Origin of the sequence: Secundilactobacillus malefermentans DSM 5705 = KCTC 3548 (assembly GCF_001436395.1) — a bacterium.
In the GTDB taxonomy this organism is placed as follows: domain Bacteria; phylum Bacillota; class Bacilli; order Lactobacillales; family Lactobacillaceae; genus Secundilactobacillus; species Secundilactobacillus malefermentans.
The window spans coordinates 1-16,295 of record NZ_AZGJ01000042.1 but is presented as its reverse complement, the minus strand read 5'-3'; the positions used below and the strand labels follow the sequence as shown (position 1 = coordinate 16,295).

Annotated in this window: 15 protein-coding genes and 2 tRNA genes; 3 read left to right on the top strand and 14 right to left on the bottom strand. The window is 39.1% G+C overall.

The window, feature by feature from the left end; translation table 11 throughout:
• Window positions 1-98 precede the first annotated feature (98 nt).
• The 12 genes from FD44_RS07795 to cdaA form a co-directional block, all read right to left on the bottom strand.
• Window positions 99-170 (bottom strand) — tRNA-Asn (locus tag FD44_RS07795).
• Between the two features lie 57 nt (window positions 171-227).
• Window positions 228-299: transfer RNA gene (locus FD44_RS07790), tRNA-Asn, on the bottom strand.
• Between the two features lie 67 nt (window positions 300-366).
• Window positions 367-675, bottom strand: a complete 309-nt coding sequence (locus FD44_RS07785; RefSeq protein ID WP_033445290.1) for a hypothetical protein — start codon at window positions 673-675, stop codon at window positions 367-369.
• 294 nt (window positions 676-969) lie between these two features.
• Window positions 970-2,055, bottom strand: coding sequence for an ABC transporter ATP-binding protein (locus FD44_RS07780; RefSeq protein ID WP_010620609.1), 1,086 nt, complete (start codon window positions 2,053-2,055; stop codon window positions 970-972).
• Window positions 2,056-2,167: 112 nt separating this feature from the next.
• Window positions 2,168-2,890, bottom strand: a complete 723-nt coding sequence (locus FD44_RS07775; protein ID WP_010620608.1) for a glucosaminidase domain-containing protein — start codon at window positions 2,888-2,890, stop codon at window positions 2,168-2,170.
• Between the two features lie 225 nt (window positions 2,891-3,115).
• A complete protein-coding gene (locus FD44_RS07770) occupies window positions 3,116-4,501 on the bottom strand; it encodes a glycoside hydrolase family 73 protein (protein WP_010620607.1) in 1,386 nt (461 codons plus the stop codon).
• 144 nt (window positions 4,502-4,645) lie between these two features.
• Window positions 4,646-5,356, bottom strand: coding sequence for a glucosamine-6-phosphate deaminase (locus FD44_RS07765; RefSeq protein WP_010620606.1), 711 nt, complete (start codon window positions 5,354-5,356; stop codon window positions 4,646-4,648).
• A gap of 111 nt (window positions 5,357-5,467) precedes the next feature.
• On the bottom strand, window positions 5,468-5,590 hold the full coding sequence (locus FD44_RS10830; protein ID WP_010620605.1) for a hypothetical protein: 123 nt from the start codon (window positions 5,588-5,590) through the stop codon (window positions 5,468-5,470).
• Between the two features lie 81 nt (window positions 5,591-5,671).
• A complete protein-coding gene (gene glmS / locus FD44_RS07760) occupies window positions 5,672-7,489 on the bottom strand; it encodes a glutamine--fructose-6-phosphate transaminase (isomerizing) (RefSeq protein WP_010620604.1) in 1,818 nt (605 codons plus the stop codon).
• A 182-nt stretch (window positions 7,490-7,671) separates the two neighbouring features.
• Window positions 7,672-9,024, bottom strand: a complete 1,353-nt coding sequence (gene glmM / locus FD44_RS07755; protein WP_010620603.1) for a phosphoglucosamine mutase — start codon at window positions 9,022-9,024, stop codon at window positions 7,672-7,674.
• 27 nt (window positions 9,025-9,051) lie between these two features.
• Complete coding sequence (locus FD44_RS07750; protein ID WP_010620602.1) at window positions 9,052-10,032, bottom strand: CdaR family protein; 981 nt, start codon at window positions 10,030-10,032, stop codon at window positions 9,052-9,054.
• Window positions 10,029-10,880, bottom strand: coding sequence for a diadenylate cyclase CdaA (gene cdaA / locus FD44_RS07745; protein ID WP_010620601.1), 852 nt, complete (start codon window positions 10,878-10,880; stop codon window positions 10,029-10,031). The genes FD44_RS07750 and cdaA overlap by 4 nt, the downstream gene beginning before the upstream one ends.
• Before the next feature lie 172 nt (window positions 10,881-11,052).
• Between cdaA and FD44_RS07740 the strand changes: the two genes are divergently transcribed.
• Window positions 11,053-11,712: a DUF1361 domain-containing protein gene (locus FD44_RS07740; protein ID WP_010620600.1), complete on the top strand. Its 660-nt coding sequence runs from the start codon at window positions 11,053-11,055 to the stop codon at window positions 11,710-11,712.
• A gap of 42 nt (window positions 11,713-11,754) precedes the next feature.
• On the opposite strand, the gene FD44_RS07735 is transcribed toward FD44_RS07740, so the two are convergent.
• Together FD44_RS07735 and murB are read right to left on the bottom strand one after the other, a co-directional pair.
• Complete coding sequence (locus FD44_RS07735; protein ID WP_010620599.1) at window positions 11,755-13,854, bottom strand: cation:proton antiporter; 2,100 nt, start codon at window positions 13,852-13,854, stop codon at window positions 11,755-11,757.
• 23 nt (window positions 13,855-13,877) lie between these two features.
• Complete coding sequence (murB, locus tag FD44_RS07730) at window positions 13,878-14,780, bottom strand: UDP-N-acetylmuramate dehydrogenase (protein ID WP_010620598.1); 903 nt, start codon at window positions 14,778-14,780, stop codon at window positions 13,878-13,880.
• A gap of 146 nt (window positions 14,781-14,926) precedes the next feature.
• Between murB and FD44_RS07725 the strand changes: the two genes are divergently transcribed.
• Together FD44_RS07725 and FD44_RS07720 are read left to right on the top strand one after the other, a co-directional pair.
• A complete protein-coding gene (locus FD44_RS07725) occupies window positions 14,927-15,691 on the top strand; it encodes an exodeoxyribonuclease III (protein ID WP_010620597.1) in 765 nt (254 codons plus the stop codon).
• A 27-nt stretch (window positions 15,692-15,718) separates the two neighbouring features.
• On the top strand, window positions 15,719-16,252 hold the full coding sequence (locus FD44_RS07720; protein ID WP_010620596.1) for a 3'-5' exonuclease: 534 nt from the start codon (window positions 15,719-15,721) through the stop codon (window positions 16,250-16,252).
• The last annotated feature ends 43 nt before the right edge of the window (window positions 16,253-16,295 follow it).

Below are 16,295 nucleotides of genomic sequence, written 5' to 3'. Positions count from 1 at the left end.
CAACAGGATTTGACAAAGAGCCATATGATTAAGACCAATGACAAAGGCAGGTAACTTCGCAATTGCGAGCTACCTGCCTTTTATGTATTTCTGGATGACTGCCCCGGCTGGGATCGAACCAGCGACCTCTTGATTAACAGTCAATTATTCTACCGCTGAACTACGGGGCAATCATTTAACGCTATTTAATTAATAAACATTCAAAAGTGAATCTGAACATTCATGTACTGCCCCGGCTGGGATCGAACCAGCGACCTCTTGATTAACAGTCAATTATTCTACCGCTGAACTACGGGGCAATAAACACCATGACATTATTTATATCATAATTTATTAGATTTTGTAAAGAACTTATTGAATTTTATTTCATCCAATGTGATTTTCTTTAAGAATCATGTCAACTTCTTTTTGCATTTTCGGAGTTCGGGTCCACTCTTCAAAGTGATCCATTTGCTCGGTTGGCATCTCAAAAGTTTCGTTGATAAATTGTTCATAATTAGCGACGTGCACAGAATGTGGAATATTAAGTTGAAGAATCCTAACTTGCTTAATATAGCTACGCTCTGCGGCAAGCTCTGCACGACCATTCTGAACCATATTGCTAATCTCAATATACTTACTACCGTCTAAGCGAGTAATTTCTTCAATTAGCGTCAATATCTCGTGACTTTTCAATGCCAAACTAACGGCCCCTTTTCTTAATAACGCAAAAACAAGTATATCATATTATTAATCAATGAGAAACCCTTACAAACAAATTAGAAGTTAAAGTGAGTCACTTTCTTTAAAATGTAAAAGTTAGAACACAAAAACCACTATCGGCAAGATAGTGGTCGGCATAAGAGAGAAAGAGAATTGATTAGAAGGTAATTAATATACCTTACGAGTTACACTTTATACGTAAATGAAAGCGCTGTCAATGCTTAATTAATAAAAAAGGAAAAAGTCTTTGACTTCTCCCTCGCAAATTTATTTAATTTGATTAACTTGATCTGGCACATGTAACGTATGTGTTGGTTGAACAATTCTAATCGGGTTCTTAATAATTTCAGTCAATGAATGACCAGAAACGTTAACCGCACAAAAGAATAGGACCAAAATAAGCACTGCCCAAGTTAAAATAATGTTTGGTTTCGACATTTTTTCGCTGATAACTGAGCCATAAAGATCACGTTTTACATCACTTGCTACGTGAGGATTGTCTGGTTCTGCTTTTTGACGGGCCTCCGTAATTTCATTTTGAAAAGCCTCAACATCAAAATTCTTTTGATCCTGTTTCATTTTCAACTGAAATTGTTGTTTCTCTTTTTTAGTAAGGCCTTTAAACCACTTGGTGAACTTACGATAATCACCGACAACCTCATCTGTTTCACCAATCTGATGCAGAGTTCCATAATGAATCCAAGCTACTCGGTCACACATCATCTCAACCTGCTTCAAAGAATGACTGACGAACACAATTGTTTTCTTTTCGGCTTTAAATTCATTAATCTTATCCAGACATTTTTGATAGAAAGTATCATCCCCAACAGACAGGGCCTCATCAATAATTAAAATATCAGGATTAACGTGAACCGCAATAGAAAATCCAAGTCGCGACTTCATCCCACTCGAATAGCTTTTAACTGGTTGATACAAGAAATCACCAATATCAGCAAATGACACAATATCGTCCATTAGCGCATCGATTTCAGGATTCGTTAAGCCTTGCATTAAAGCCTTTAGCCGAATATTCTCAAGACCGGTTAAGTTTCCCCTAAGACCGGCACCAATCGCAATAATAGAGGTATCGCCCTTTACATCTACCGTCCCAGTCGTTTGAGGAATAATTCCCGAAATGATGTTGGAAAGGGTTGACTTACCTGATCCGTTAACCCCTATTAAACCTAATGTTTCACCAGCTTTTACAGTTAGCGAAACGCCCATTAGTGACCAAAAGTGAGGAACCTCTTTCCGATTGAGCGCAAAGAATGACTTCAACTTTTCAGATTGGGTTTTAAATAAATCATATTCTTTAGTTATATTTTGTACTTTTATTTTATACTCTTCCGCCATTTGAATACTTCCCGTAATTTCTTATTTGCCATAAGGCACATATCTAGACGTCATTATACCAAAAAATAGCTCCCTGGGGAATAATCCAGAAAGCTAATCTAAATATTATAAATTAAATTTTAAATAGGCTTTGTTTCAGTGCTTCTTTAAAATCTATTTGATTCGATCCTAGACCTAATAGTCCCGCAACTGTCAGAAAGCCACCAGTTTTAGTCTTGTTATCAGTGTTTGATGTTTCAGCTGCCTTAGGAGTCGCCTTTTTGTGACCATAGTGAATTTGGTCATCAATTAAATTCTTGAGCTTATTGGTCTTAATAATTCTATTTAAAGACTTGCCATAAGCCGCACTTGTTGAATACGTATGTGAAAGTGCTTTTGTTGCAACCGTATAGGTCTTGGCATTTTCCTTCCACGTTTTCTTATAATACTGACGATTCCAGTTAGGTCCATTTCTAAGAACCTTCGCATAGTCTTCAAATGATGCCTTTGCGTTTGGATACTTACGAAATTTTGCTGTCGTACTATATCTAGCACCACCAGCAGTATACTCAAAAGTTTTCATTCTAACGGACTTGCCATGGTAAGATCCTTTGATTCCAAAATAGTTGTTCGCCTTTTTTGATAAACGACTACCGCCCCAGCTACTTTCAAGGCCAGCTTGTGCCATCATCACGGATCCATACAATTTATACTTTTTACTTACTTGTTCAACCGAATCACTATATTTCTTGATAAACGTTTTGGGGCTTGATGCATACGTTTGCTTGTTTGGTAATAAAGTCATTATTACCAATAACGATAAAAAGATTACCCCAATCCTACTTAAATACTTCATCTAGTAAAAAACTCCTTCGCACAATATCATTTTGACACAGAAATTTATTATACAAATGGCAGATAAAATATCAAGTAACAAATTTTAATTAACTAAGAATATTTCTCATTTGTAACATAAGAAATAGGTTATCAATGGTTCTTGTTACTCCCACTTTAAAAATATTACAAATTGATAACATCGCAAAAAAATAAGAAAGCCATCAATATGACTTTCTTATTAATCCTATTTAATTGCTTTTTCTGAAACCCAGTATTTGGTCGTTGATCCTGCAAACTTAATTCGATCCCATTTAGTTCCATATTTGGTTTTGACACCAGTGGCATCAATTGTAACCGCTGTATTAGCCTTTACAGCCTTTTTCAGAGCCGTCCATTTCGTTTCAGTTTGCTTAAAATGCGTGTTTTTAATGTGATTGTACAATGTATATTTCGCATAAGAGGTACTTAGTTTTCCTGATTTTTTAACGTTTGTATACTTCACAGCATCATAGGTTGTTTTTACACCATCAGAGAAAATCCAGCCCTTTGTTTTACTTTCAAGTGCAACCCGATACCAAGTAGTTTTGATGCCATTTTGGGTTCGAGTTGCAATGCTATCAACACTGTATTTAGAACCAGTCAAAGTTTTACTCATCTGAATTTGCTTTGAGAGGTAGTTAGAATTATAGACGTGATTATGGATTTCTCGATTGACTGCATGGTTAATTGTCACGTTTGTGCTACCAGATTGATAAGTCGTTGTTGGCAACGTCACAGCCTTAGAGTAGACCCAATACTTTTTAGCGGTCTTAGCACTAGAAAATCGTATTCGGTACCAGGTGGTCTTTGAGGCAGGTTTAACCGCCCGCATATCAAACCATACCTTTTTCCCGGATTTTCCACTCAGTGTCTTCCAAGCATACTTTGTTTGATTTGCATTTGTCCCCTTAACATGATTATAAGCCACATACTTACTGTAGCTGGAACTCAGTGTACCGGTTTCTGATCCGGCAGCGCCATAGTACGTTGCCTTATCTAAGTTTTGGACATCAAGTAAAGTATCTAACTTATATTGGGAAATAATCGATATTAAAGACGCGCCATAAGTAGGTGCTGTCGCATAAGTTCCCGTCAACGCATTCGCAGCATCTGAATATGTTGCGGCATTTTCTCGCCAAGTACCTGAATAGTACGTGGATGAAAATGAAGGCCCATTTCGCAATAATTCTGCATTATCCGTCATCGACGCCTTGATGCTCGGATATTTTTTAAAAGCGGCATTTGTATAATAAAGCTGACCATCAGCATCATATTCAGCAGTTTGCATCGTAACCGATTGACCACTGTAGCTCCCTTTTATACCAAAGTAATTATCCGCCTCTTGTGACAATGTACTATTCCCCCAAGAGCTCTCCAATGCTGCCTGCGCCATCATAACTGATGGGTAAAGCTTGTAACTGTTCGCCACGCTTTTGACGTCAGGACTCATCTTGCTGATAAATTGAGCCGGTGTTGCCGTGGTTGTACTACTATGTACCTGTTGCTGATTGCCAAAAATTGTCCCCACAATTGCAATCATCCCGATGGAAGTCAGTAAAAATAGCCCCCGTTTGAGTGTCATCTTTTTCATCATTTGATTCTCCCTTCAAACGTATATCTAGGATAATTATACGGGGCAAATACGTTCACCGCAATAATGAAATCGTTCTTATTTAATGAATCGCTAAATAAAAAAGCTTTGGTCCCTTTTGACCAAAGCTTTCGATAACTAATTTTAGTTTATTTCTAACTTCGAAGCAGCATCCTCATCTAAAACAACTGTTACATCCGCATGCTTTTGTAAGTAACTAGCAGGTACATCTGACGTAATTGGTCCTTCGATCATTGCCTTCACAATGGCCGACTTTTCAGAACCGTAAGCTTCCAACAAAATTTTCTTTGATTTTAATATCGATCCAATGCCCATTGAGTAAGCATATTGTGGAACATCCGTTGCTTTATCAAAGAATCGCGCATTTGCATCAATAGTCGATTGTGTTAATTTGATTTTATGCGTCAACGATTTTGGGTCAGTTCCGGGTTCGTTAAAACCAATATGTCCATTCCGCCCTAATCCCAATATTTGGAGGTCAATGGGATTAGCTTCAATAATCTTATCGTAATTTTTAGTGGCTTCTTCAGTGTTTTGATTGAGCCCATCAGGGACGTATGAATGCGCAAATGGCTTCTTATTAAATAAGTGCTGCTGCATGAAATACCGATAGCTTTGTGGATGATCTGAGCCAAGTCCAATATATTCATCTAGATTTATTGATGTTGATTGACTAAAGTCCAAGTCACTAGCCGTCAATTCATCGTAAGTTGTAACAGGGGTACTTCCAGTTGCCAAGCCAAAAACTTTAGCCCCATTTTTCAATGCTTCATCAAATAGCTTGAAGCCTTCCTTACCGCCCGCAAGCTTATCCTTTACGATAATAACTTTCATAATTAATTCTCCTCACTCATTAATGGTATAGTCCAATATTAACCTATCTAGACCAATATAACAAGTGTTTTCATTCAAACAAAAAAGTTAGCTTAATTTATAAGCTAACTTTTAACGACGAAGACCCCGCCGATTGGTATTTAATTCATTTTGTTGATTTTTAAACTTCTCCCAAGTTGCTTCTTTTTTAGAAGTTTCTTTCTTATTCGAAGCTCGTTTCTTTGTATATTTCATATTAATCATCTCCCGCAATAATGCTCAACGAAAGATATTCTAACACGGTATACAAAATTCGTCTATTAAAAGGCAGTCTCGCTACTCAACTGTCACACTTTTGGCCAAGTTTCTTGGCTTATCAACATCAAGTCCCTTATTCAAACTTGTGTAGTAAGCAAGTAATTGGGCTGGTACAACACTAAGCAACGGCGTTAGGTGCTCATCAATGTCTGGCAGAATAATTGTGTCCCCAGGCTTAGCAAGCTTGCTAGCCACAATTGTGATTGTTTTAGCACCGCGGGCCATTGTTTCCTGCAAATTAGAACGCGTTAATCCAGCGGTTCTTTTTTGTGTAATAATTCCAATCACTGGTGTTCCTTCCTCAATCAAAGCAATGGTTCCGTGTTTTAACTCACCTGAAGCAAACCCCTCAGCTTGAACGTATGAAATTTCTTTAAGCTTTAAGGCTGACTCTAGGGAAACTGTCCAGTCGAGTCCACGGCCAATATAGAAGGCATTTGGTGTGTTCAAGAAGTAGTCTTTTGCAATGTTCTCAATCACATTCTTTTCATCAACAAGTGCCTGCATACCAGTCGCAACTAATCCTAATTGCTGCCGAATATCAAAATTGCTAGCAACAATTTGGTTATCACGTTCGCCAAGTGCTTTTGCTAAAATAGCCTCTAATGCAATCTGCGCTGTATAAGCTTTAGTTGACGCAACCGCAATCTCTGGACCAGCATGTAACAATAACGTATACGTTGCTTCTCTGGAAAGTGTTGAATTTTGAACATTAGTTAGTGTCAAACTCTTATAGTTTCCCGAATTAACGTTAACTAGTACTTCTCGACTATCAGCAGTTTCACCACTTTGTGACAAGAAAATAAAGAATGGTTTTTCTGATAAAATTGGTTGCTCATAAGCAAACTCTGAAGAAATATGAACTTCAGTTGGCTTTTGCGTCATACTTTCAAAAAGTCGTTTTCCAACTAGTCCAGCATGATAGCTTGTTCCTGCACCAACAATGTAAAGTCGATCGGCTTCTTGCATATCATTCAATAAATCATCACTTATTACTGGTTTTCCAGTATCTGAAAGATATTCTTGAGCTAGTTTGCGCATGACATTAGGTTGCTCATCAATTTCCTTCAACATGTAGAATGGATATGTGCCTTTATCAGTTTCATCAGCATTCATATCGACATGGAACGGTTTCCGCTCAACTTTTTCCCCATCTTTATTTTCAATAATAACTTCATCAGGTTTAACTGTAACAACTTCCCCGTCCATTAGTTCAAGAAAATCATGTGTTTCGTTGAGCATTGCTAATGAATCTGAACAAACCACATTGTAGCCATCTGCTAAACCAATCAACAGTGGACTCTTATTTTTAGCAACATAGAGTGTTTCCGGTTCCTCACGATCCATCAACAGAAAGCCGTATGATGATCCCTTTAAATAACCAAGTGCTTTAACGAAGGCATCATGTGCATCAAGATGATCTTCAACAGCAAACTTGTCAATTAACTGGACAACAACTTCTGTGTCTGTTTGGCTTGTAAATGGAACATCACTTAAAAAATCACTCTTAAGATCTTGGAAATTTTCAATTACGCCATTGTGAACTAGATAGAATCGATCATCTTTAGAAACCTGTGGATGCGCATTATCCACGCTCACAACACCATGGGTTGCCCAACGAGTATGACCTATTCCGGCTGTCCCGTGAACTTCTGGTCCCACTTCTTTTCTTAAGTCTTTAATTCGACCCTTTTCTTTAACTAGGTAATCCTGGCCATTTTTAGAGTTTACAAAAATTCCCGCTGAATCGTAACCTCGATATTCGAGTTTCTGTAAACCATTAAGTATGATTTTCACTGTATTATCGTTTCCTGTAACACCAACAATTCCGCACATATTAGTCATCCTTTACTAGATATTTTTATAATTGGTATAGACATTGAGCAGTCTCTCGTTCCTTAATAACATCTACACTTTACAGTGTTAACCAATGCTTGTCAATAAAAAATATCTAAAGTGGTATACGTACTTAAATGAAAAAGCAGAACTGATTTCAAATCAGTTCTGCTTTTTGTAAGCTATTCTATTCCAACTTCTGCTTTTACAACATCAGCAATTCGATTAACATACGTTTCAACAGCCTCGGTTGTTGGCGCTTCAGCCATTACACGAAGAAGTGGCTCAGTCCCGCTAGGTCGAACGAGAACCCGTCCGTCACCTGACATTTCTTTTTCAACCGTATCGATGATTGCCTTTATTTTAGGATTGTTTAAAGCCGCCTTCTTATCGGAAACTTTCACATTAACTAGCTTTTGTGGATAATCTTTAACCTCTGCAGCTAATTCTGATAATTTTTTGCCCGTTTCTTTTATAACTCTTAGCAGTTGCAAACTAGTAAGCATCCCATCACCAGTCGTATTAAAATCAAGAAATACGATGTGACCAGATTGCTCGCCACCCAAGTTGTAGCCATCTTTAAGCATTTCCTCAACAACGTAACGGTCACCAACCTGTGTTTTAACGCTGGTCATTCCGTTTTGTTCCATCGCCTTATACATTCCTAAATTACTCATCACCGTCGTTACAATCGCGTTCTTCTTTAGTCGTCCGTGTTCAGACATGTATTTCCCGCAAATGTACATAATTTTATCGCCATCAACGATATTACCTAACTCATCGACCGCAATACAACGATCGCCATCGCCATCAAATGCCAAACCAATTTGGGCACCCTTTTCCACAACGAACTTTTGTAAGGCTTCTGGATGTGTAGATCCAACATTTTTATTAATGTTTAATCCATCTGGCGTCGTTGCAATCGTATCGAAATCTGATCCTAAATCTGCATATAATCTTGAAACGAGATTACTAGTTGCGCCGTTTGCTGAGTCAACGGCGATATGCATATCCGCTAAATCACCAGAAATCGTTTGCTCTAAGAATTGGATATACTTCTGGCTACCTTCTGAATAATCCTCAACCGTTCCCAAGCCTGTTGATGCTGGACGTGGTAACTTATCTTCAGAATCGACAATGTTGACAATTTCTTCCTCCATTGCATCTGATAACTTGTAACCATCATTCCCAAAAAACTTAATGCCATTGTATTCAACAGGATTATGGGAGGCAGTGATCATAACTCCCGCAGCAGCTCCTTGCGTTCTAACGAGGTAGGCAACAGAAGGAGTCGTAATAACTCCTAACTTTAGAACTTCTATCCCAACGGAGAGCAGACCCGCAACGAGGGCTTCTTCTAACATTTGCCCAGAAATTCTAGTATCGCGTGCGACTAGGACTTGTGGGGTTTCATTTTGGTTTTCTGCATGTTCGGTTAAAACATAACCACCTGCGCGTCCCAATTTAAACGCCAATTCAGGGGTTAATTCCTTATTTGCAACGCCTCTTACACCATCTGTTCCAAAATACTTCATCTTAATATCCTCATTTCTTCTTTAATCTTACTCATCATCTGTAGCAGTTGCTTGAACTTTAACTTTGATTCGATTTGGCGAAATCGATTTAACATTGTATTCGCTAGAATTTAAAGAAACGGTTTTTGTACTGGTTTTTGTAATTCCAGAAACATCGACACTAACCGTCAAGTCATCAAGGTCAGCTAGTTCTGCACTAGTGCCAATGACCTCAATTGATTTGGTTGTACTAGTAAATTTGTAATCTGTATTAGAACTCCCATTTTTGGCCTTAAATTTGACATTAACTTTTTTGGTTTTGCCATTAGCCGTAATCGGTAGATTGGCAGTCGTTGTCGAAGGCGTCAAAATAACGTTGACCGTCTTACCACTTTTATCAAGTGCCTCAATAATTGCCTGGGAATTAACGCTTGTTTTAGCTTGTTGCGGCACATTAATTTGGGCGACAACGCTCGTAATTCTTGCGATTTCGCCTGCAGCACCAGTCGCCTTAACACTTGTTGTACCAGTTGTTGGTTTACCAGCAACATATCCCTCAGCTATATTATTTGAATTATATTTTGTTTGAATTTTAAATGATTTCGTTTTTCTAGTTTGAACATCAACCGTAATTGTTCTCGGCGTCAAACGTGATTGGATATCTTTATTTAGTCCCTCAATATGTAACTTAACTTTATGCAACCCAGTTCCAAGTCCCTTTAATGATGCATAAACCTTGAAGTTTTGAGTATTAGCAGTTGTGGTTACTAAAGCTGAAGGCCCACTTAAAACCACTTTAACCATTTCAGGGTAGCCAGTTACAAAATATTTTTGAGAATTAACGTCTAACTGAAGTGGCACCCGAACCGATTCTTTCTTAGTCGCCGTTAATGACGTTTTTCCACTGTTGGTGCTCGTTTGTTGACGGGTTGAGCTCACTTTTGCACTGTTGACATATGCAAATAGTAGAACTGCAAGTAACAGCGCGAAAAGTCGGTACATCCATTTACTATTGAAGAAATTTTTCACTTGGCGTCACCTCCTCGGAAAAAATGTTCAACTTGATCAACTACCCAAGTAAAGGCATTTCGCTTTTCAACGTTTTGATCACTAACGAGTTCGTTTCTGAAAAACTTCAAATAATCATCCTGATTCATATCACGAAGTAATTCATTATTTTTGGTAATTGAAACCTCACCCGTTTCTTCCGAAATCACAATCGTTAAGGCGTCGGTTACTTCTGAAATACCAACCGCTGCACGGTGACGTGTTCCAAGCTCTTTCGGAATTAAGTTGCTTTCTGATAGGGGCAAGTATGCGGCCGCAACCGCAATTTTATTGTCCTTAATAATGACCGCGCCGTCGTGTAGTGGCGTGTTTGGAATGAAAATATTAATTAGCAGTTCACCGGTAATCTCAGCATTGAGGTCAATTCCAGTTTCAATGTAATCATCCAATCCAGTGTCCATTTGAATGGTGATTAAAGCACCAATTCTTCGCTTGGACATATACTGAATTGCTTTATCCAAAGCATCAATCATTTTATTTTCAGCTTCATTTTCATGCCGGTTTCTAACAAAAATGGAACCCCGACCCAGATGCTCAAGACCACGGCGAATTTCCGGTTGGAAAATAATCACAACCGCAATCACTCCCCAATTAATAATTTGATCCATAATCCAGGAAACGGTCCCAAGGCCAATATACCAGCTGACAAGCTTGATTAAAATGATGACAATGATTCCACGAAAAAGTTGAACGGCCTTTGTTCCTCTTAGCAGCATGATGAGTTCATAAACAACAAACCAGACCACTAATATGTCCAGCAAATTGCCAATATTATGCCATGTAAGTAAGTTCGTCCAATTGAAATTCATTGATTTTCCTCCAAATTTAGTTCGTTTACCATTATATCACGCTAGGCGACAAATTTCGCCATTTCAAAAGGCATTGAATTATTAGCAATTGGTTAAACTAGCACGAACCCCTAATCAAAATTATTCTTTTCTGTTACTATTTAAGTAAAGAGGATGAAGGAAGGTTTCGCCGTTGTCACAAAGGAATCGTTGGCTCATTAGAATATTTTTTATCGGTTGGATGGCATTCCTTTGGATATTTGTCAAACAGCCCTATGAATTCCTGCTTCTAAACACTTTTCTGGGCTACATTCCCATTGAATTAGGATTTCATTTGAATGCTTCCCAGCCAAAGAGTCGGGTTATTTTCTGGATAACATTCGTCATTTGGTTGCTGTTCTATCCAAATGCACCGTACATGTTGACAGATTTATTCCATCTCTCGCTACTAAGTCCATATGCAGCTGATGGATTGCTAAAGCTTTCAATTCACATGTGGGCCTATTTTTCATTTATGCTAATTAGTACCCTTTTCTGTACCGTTTTCGGTATGTGGAGTTTAGGACATGTCAGCAACGCTATTGCAGGTCGACTCGCCAATCATCATATTTGGGCTCGAAACTTGATAATTATTGTTCTTACGGTACTATCTAGCATTGGAATTTTCATTGGCCGCTTTCTCAGAATTCACACCATCTACTTAATTACCTCCCCTAATTTTATCGTCAATAGGTTGATGACCATGTGGACTCCTAAAATGCTGATGTTTGTCGTCATTTTGTCAATTATGCAACTTCTTATATTTGGATTTTTCTCGTTAATCCGCCAGACACCTAAATTTGAAGATAAATAAAAATACCTAGGATAATATCCTAGGTATTTTTGTGTCGTCATCCTATTCGTCATCATCCACTGACATCATCAGGACATTTTCAGAATAGTTAATATATTCCCGCAAACTGGCAGCCATTTGCCACGTAATGTTCCCTGCTTCCAGAAGCGATTGTACGCCATTTCGTTCAGCTCCGAGCGCTAACGTCCGTAACTTATTAATTTGCTTTTGGTAAACTTCTTGTGACTTTTGTTCAGTTGATTTTGCCCGTTCAATTCTATTCCGGTAATGAATCACCAAATGATAGATGGCCTGATTATCAAACTGTTTTTCATTCACATCTTTTCGGGCTAGGTAAGTTGACAGTGCTTTGATAGCCGCTTTCGACCCTTCGCGCTCAATCAAATTAATATCTGCTTCCACCTCAGCGGTATCATCACTCATTAACCAAATCCGGACATTTCGAACAAGTTGTCTGCCCCAGACTCTTCCATTTCTAAGTGACCACATCATGAGGTGCCCAGATGACTGCACAACGCGTCGCTCACTTCGCCGAATTCGATTACCAACAACTAAATAGCTATTTCTAGAAATCTGGCGACTCTTGTACAACTGCTCTAATGAATCTAACTCGCTATTATAGCCCACTCTTCTTAGTGTAATTTCATCCTGCAGCGTACTTTGAATAAGTTCGTCATCCCTAAAATTAATCTCCAACCTTCTAATGATAAATTGATAATCCAAAATAAGGTCATATGCGGCACGCTGATTTGTGAGTCGCCGATTTTCTTCAATTTTGGAAACAGCCAAGCGCATGATGTACGCTTTTGCTTCCTCAACACTGATGAGGGTGTTGCCTTCTTCATCCTCAACTTCTTCAACTTCCTCGTTTATTGGAGAATCTCGTGTTTGCAGAGGTTGCCCCCCCCTTGGGGAAATAATCGGCAGCGTAATCGTTGCAACTACCAAACTAATAATAATGACCCCTGCCGCAACAAATAGGGCAAGCGCACGCTCGGGAAACTCAGCGCCAGTTGACGTCACTAACGGAATGGAAAGAACCCCGGCCATTGTGATTGCACCCCGCACACCAGAAAGTCCTGACAATAGTGAAACCCGTAAACTGGGCTTTTTCCCTCGTTTGCGAATATACGAAATAGTTTGATAAATTAATATCCAAATCACCCTAATGACCAAAATGATGAACCAGGCACCAAATGAATAGGCAATTGCCTGCATCGTGCTAAACTCAGAATTCGTGATAATTTCTCGCGTTGCCAGCGGAAGCTCAATCCCTAAAATTACAAAAACAATTCCGTTTAATAGGTAAATAATGATGTCCCAGGTATTTTCGGTTACCAACCTTAACTCGGGTAAATCTTCAATAAGCCGATTCTCTTGCGCGTGTGAAAGTGCTCCAGATGCCACAACCGCGATAACCCCAGATGCATGGGCGACCTCTTCGGTAATTAGATAGATGACAAATGGCGTAATAATTTGTAAAACCGCATTAAACACCACGTCATTAATTCCTTGTCGGCGCAGAATATCTTTTAATAGTTCAATTGCCAACATTAAAATCAGACCGGCAAGCAGGCCGACTAAACTAATGTATAAAAAATCGCTCGTTGCGTGAGCGAGTGAGAAATAGCCAGTCACCGTTGCGGCTACCGCGTATTTGAACGCAATCAACCCTGATGCATCATTGATCAGACTCTCACCGCTCACTAAATGGAGAATCGCATCTGGTAACTTAGCTCGTTTAGAAATAGATTGAACGGCAACTGGATCAGTAGGTGATAGAATAGCTGCCAACGCAATTGCAACTGGCAGTGGCATCTTGGGAATCATAAGGTAAATTAAGAATCCACCCGCAATGGTTGTAATGAAAACTAGCAAAATTGCGTTTGCAAATATGGGTCCCCTTAGCTTCCAAAGTTCTTGTTTCGGGAATCGCCGACCATCATTAAACAACAGTGGCGCAATAAACAGTAGTAAAAACCAATCTGTTTCTAGTTCAATTTTGACGTTAAAAACAATTGCAATGACTAATCCCAGGGTTACTTGAATTAAACTAACGGGGATAAAGGTTAGGTAGTGGCTAATAATATTTGATGCTAAGACTAATGTGGTTAGCAATATAACGGCTTCTACAATTGGCACTTACAATCTCCCCCTGTCCTTATTTACTTAGCGTCTTCTCCGATAATTCGTACCTCAGTTTCTAGGTGTACTTGAAATTTTTCGTAAACAACTGCTTGAATATGATGAATTAAATCTAAGTAATCTGTCGCGGTTGCGTGATCAATGTTCACAATGAAACCAGCGTGTTTAGTGGAGACTTGCGCGCCACCCCATTTGAGTCCCTGCAAGCCTGCTTCCTGAATCAATTGCCCTGTATAATGGCCAGTTGGTCGTTTAAAGACGCTACCACATGATGGTAATTCCAGTGGCTGTTTAGCTGCTCGCTTTGCATTCAATTCATCCATTCGGGTCTGAATTTGATCAGGATTCCCCTTTTTTAACTTAAAGGTAGTTGAAATGACAACCTCGTGGTGATCCTGGATGCTTGAGTGGCGGTAACCGAAGTCTAATTCCTCATGGTTAAGTTCCTTAACTTCACCATTTTGAGTCATCACGGTCGCTTTAGAGGCAACTTCGCTAATTTCTCCGCCGTAAGCCCCTGCGTTCATAAAAACGGCTCCGCCAACGCTACCGGGAATTCCAGCCGCAAATTCTAGGCCAGTAAGGGATGCTTTTTGTGCAAATTGGGTTGTCGCAATAATCGAAGCCCCAGCATCGGCCGTCACCGTTAAACCATCGCTCACAATGTTATTCATTTTGGCTAAGATAATGACGAGGCCATTGATGCCCCCGTCCTTTACAATCAAGTTACTAGCATTTCCAATGATTGTAACGGGAAGATTTTGTTTATCAGCATAGCTTAATAATTGCTGAACAATTTCACTTGATGTGGGGAAAATTAATAAATCTGCTTTTCCACCGGTTTTCGTATTTGTATAACGTGATAATGGCTCATCTTTCAAAAAAGTCAGTTCCGGGAATTCTTTCTCAATGTTCTCTGTCATTTTCATATCCTCACTCGTTATTCTCGATTAAAATAAACTATTACTAGTTTACCACGAGCACTATGGTTGCGCATACCATGTTACTTGACCTTACTGGGTCTTTCTTCTAATTTTTGCTATACTATGATTGAAATGGGGGAATTAACTTGAAATTTATTTCGTGGAACGTAAACGGATTGAGAGCTGTCGTCAAAAAGGATTTCGAAGCAGAGTTTGAGGCACTTGACGCAGACTTCTTTTGTATTCAAGAGACAAAGATGCAGGAAAACCAGCTTTCTTTGGATTTGCCAAATTACCATCAATATTATAATTATGCTGAACAGAAGGGTTACTCCGGAACAGGTATTTTTACAAAGCACGAACCCCTATCCGTCCATTACGGAATAAATGTCCCTGAACTGGATCATGAAGGTCGAACCATTACGCTTGAATATAAATCGTTTTTCTTAGTTACTTGCTATACGCCCAATTCTGGACACGAACTCAAGCGTTTAGACTTTAGAATGCAATGGGATCCCGCCTTTCAGTCCTATCTATTAAAATTAAACAAACGTAAACCGGTCATTATTTGTGGCGACTTAAACGTTGCTCATAGTGAAATTGATTTGAAAAGCCCAACATCAAACCACCACAACGCAGGGTTCACCGATGAAGAACGTGAAAATTTTACGACACTTCTAGATTCCGGATTTATTGATACGTATCGCTATTTTTACCCAGACAAAAAAGAAAAATACTCTTGGTGGAGCTATCGAACAAAGGCCAGAGAAGTTAACTCCGGCTGGCGAATCGATTACTTCTTGGCAAGCAAATCGCTTGCACCTCGCATTTCAGATGCTAATATATTAACAAACGTCATGGGATCTGATCATTGTCCAGTCGTGCTGATGACCCACAATCTTGAAGTCTAAGGACTCAATTTATAAAGGAAGATAATTATGAATTTTATTGCAATGGATTTTGAAACTGCAAACGGTCATCGGGATAGTGCCTGCTCATTAGCACTTACAATAGTGCAAAGTAACCAAGTAGTGGATGAATTCTATTCACTCATTAAGCCGGATTCGCCATTTAACTGGCGGAACACGCAAATTCATGGAATTCATGAAAAAGATGTCTTGGACGCGCCCACTTTTCCTGAGATGTGGGAACACATTTCACCACTCTTTAATCAAGAGCAATTAGTCATTGCCCACAATGCCGCGTTTGATAACAGCGTCCTCAAGCGCAGTTTAGAACATTTTATGCTACCTCGTGCGCAATACTTAACGTTGGACACGGTTAAAACTAGTCGTCAATTTTTCCCACAGCTTCCAAATCATAAATTGGATACTGTCAGTAATGCGCTTGGAATTGAGCTTGAGCATCATCACAATGCATTAGATGATAGCTTGGCATGTGCAAATATTTTATTGTATGAAGCAAATCAGTTTGGCATGGCACCCCTTAAGCCGTTTATCCACGCAGTATAAAAAAGAGTTTTGATCAATTATGAAGTGAACCCCGATAATTGGA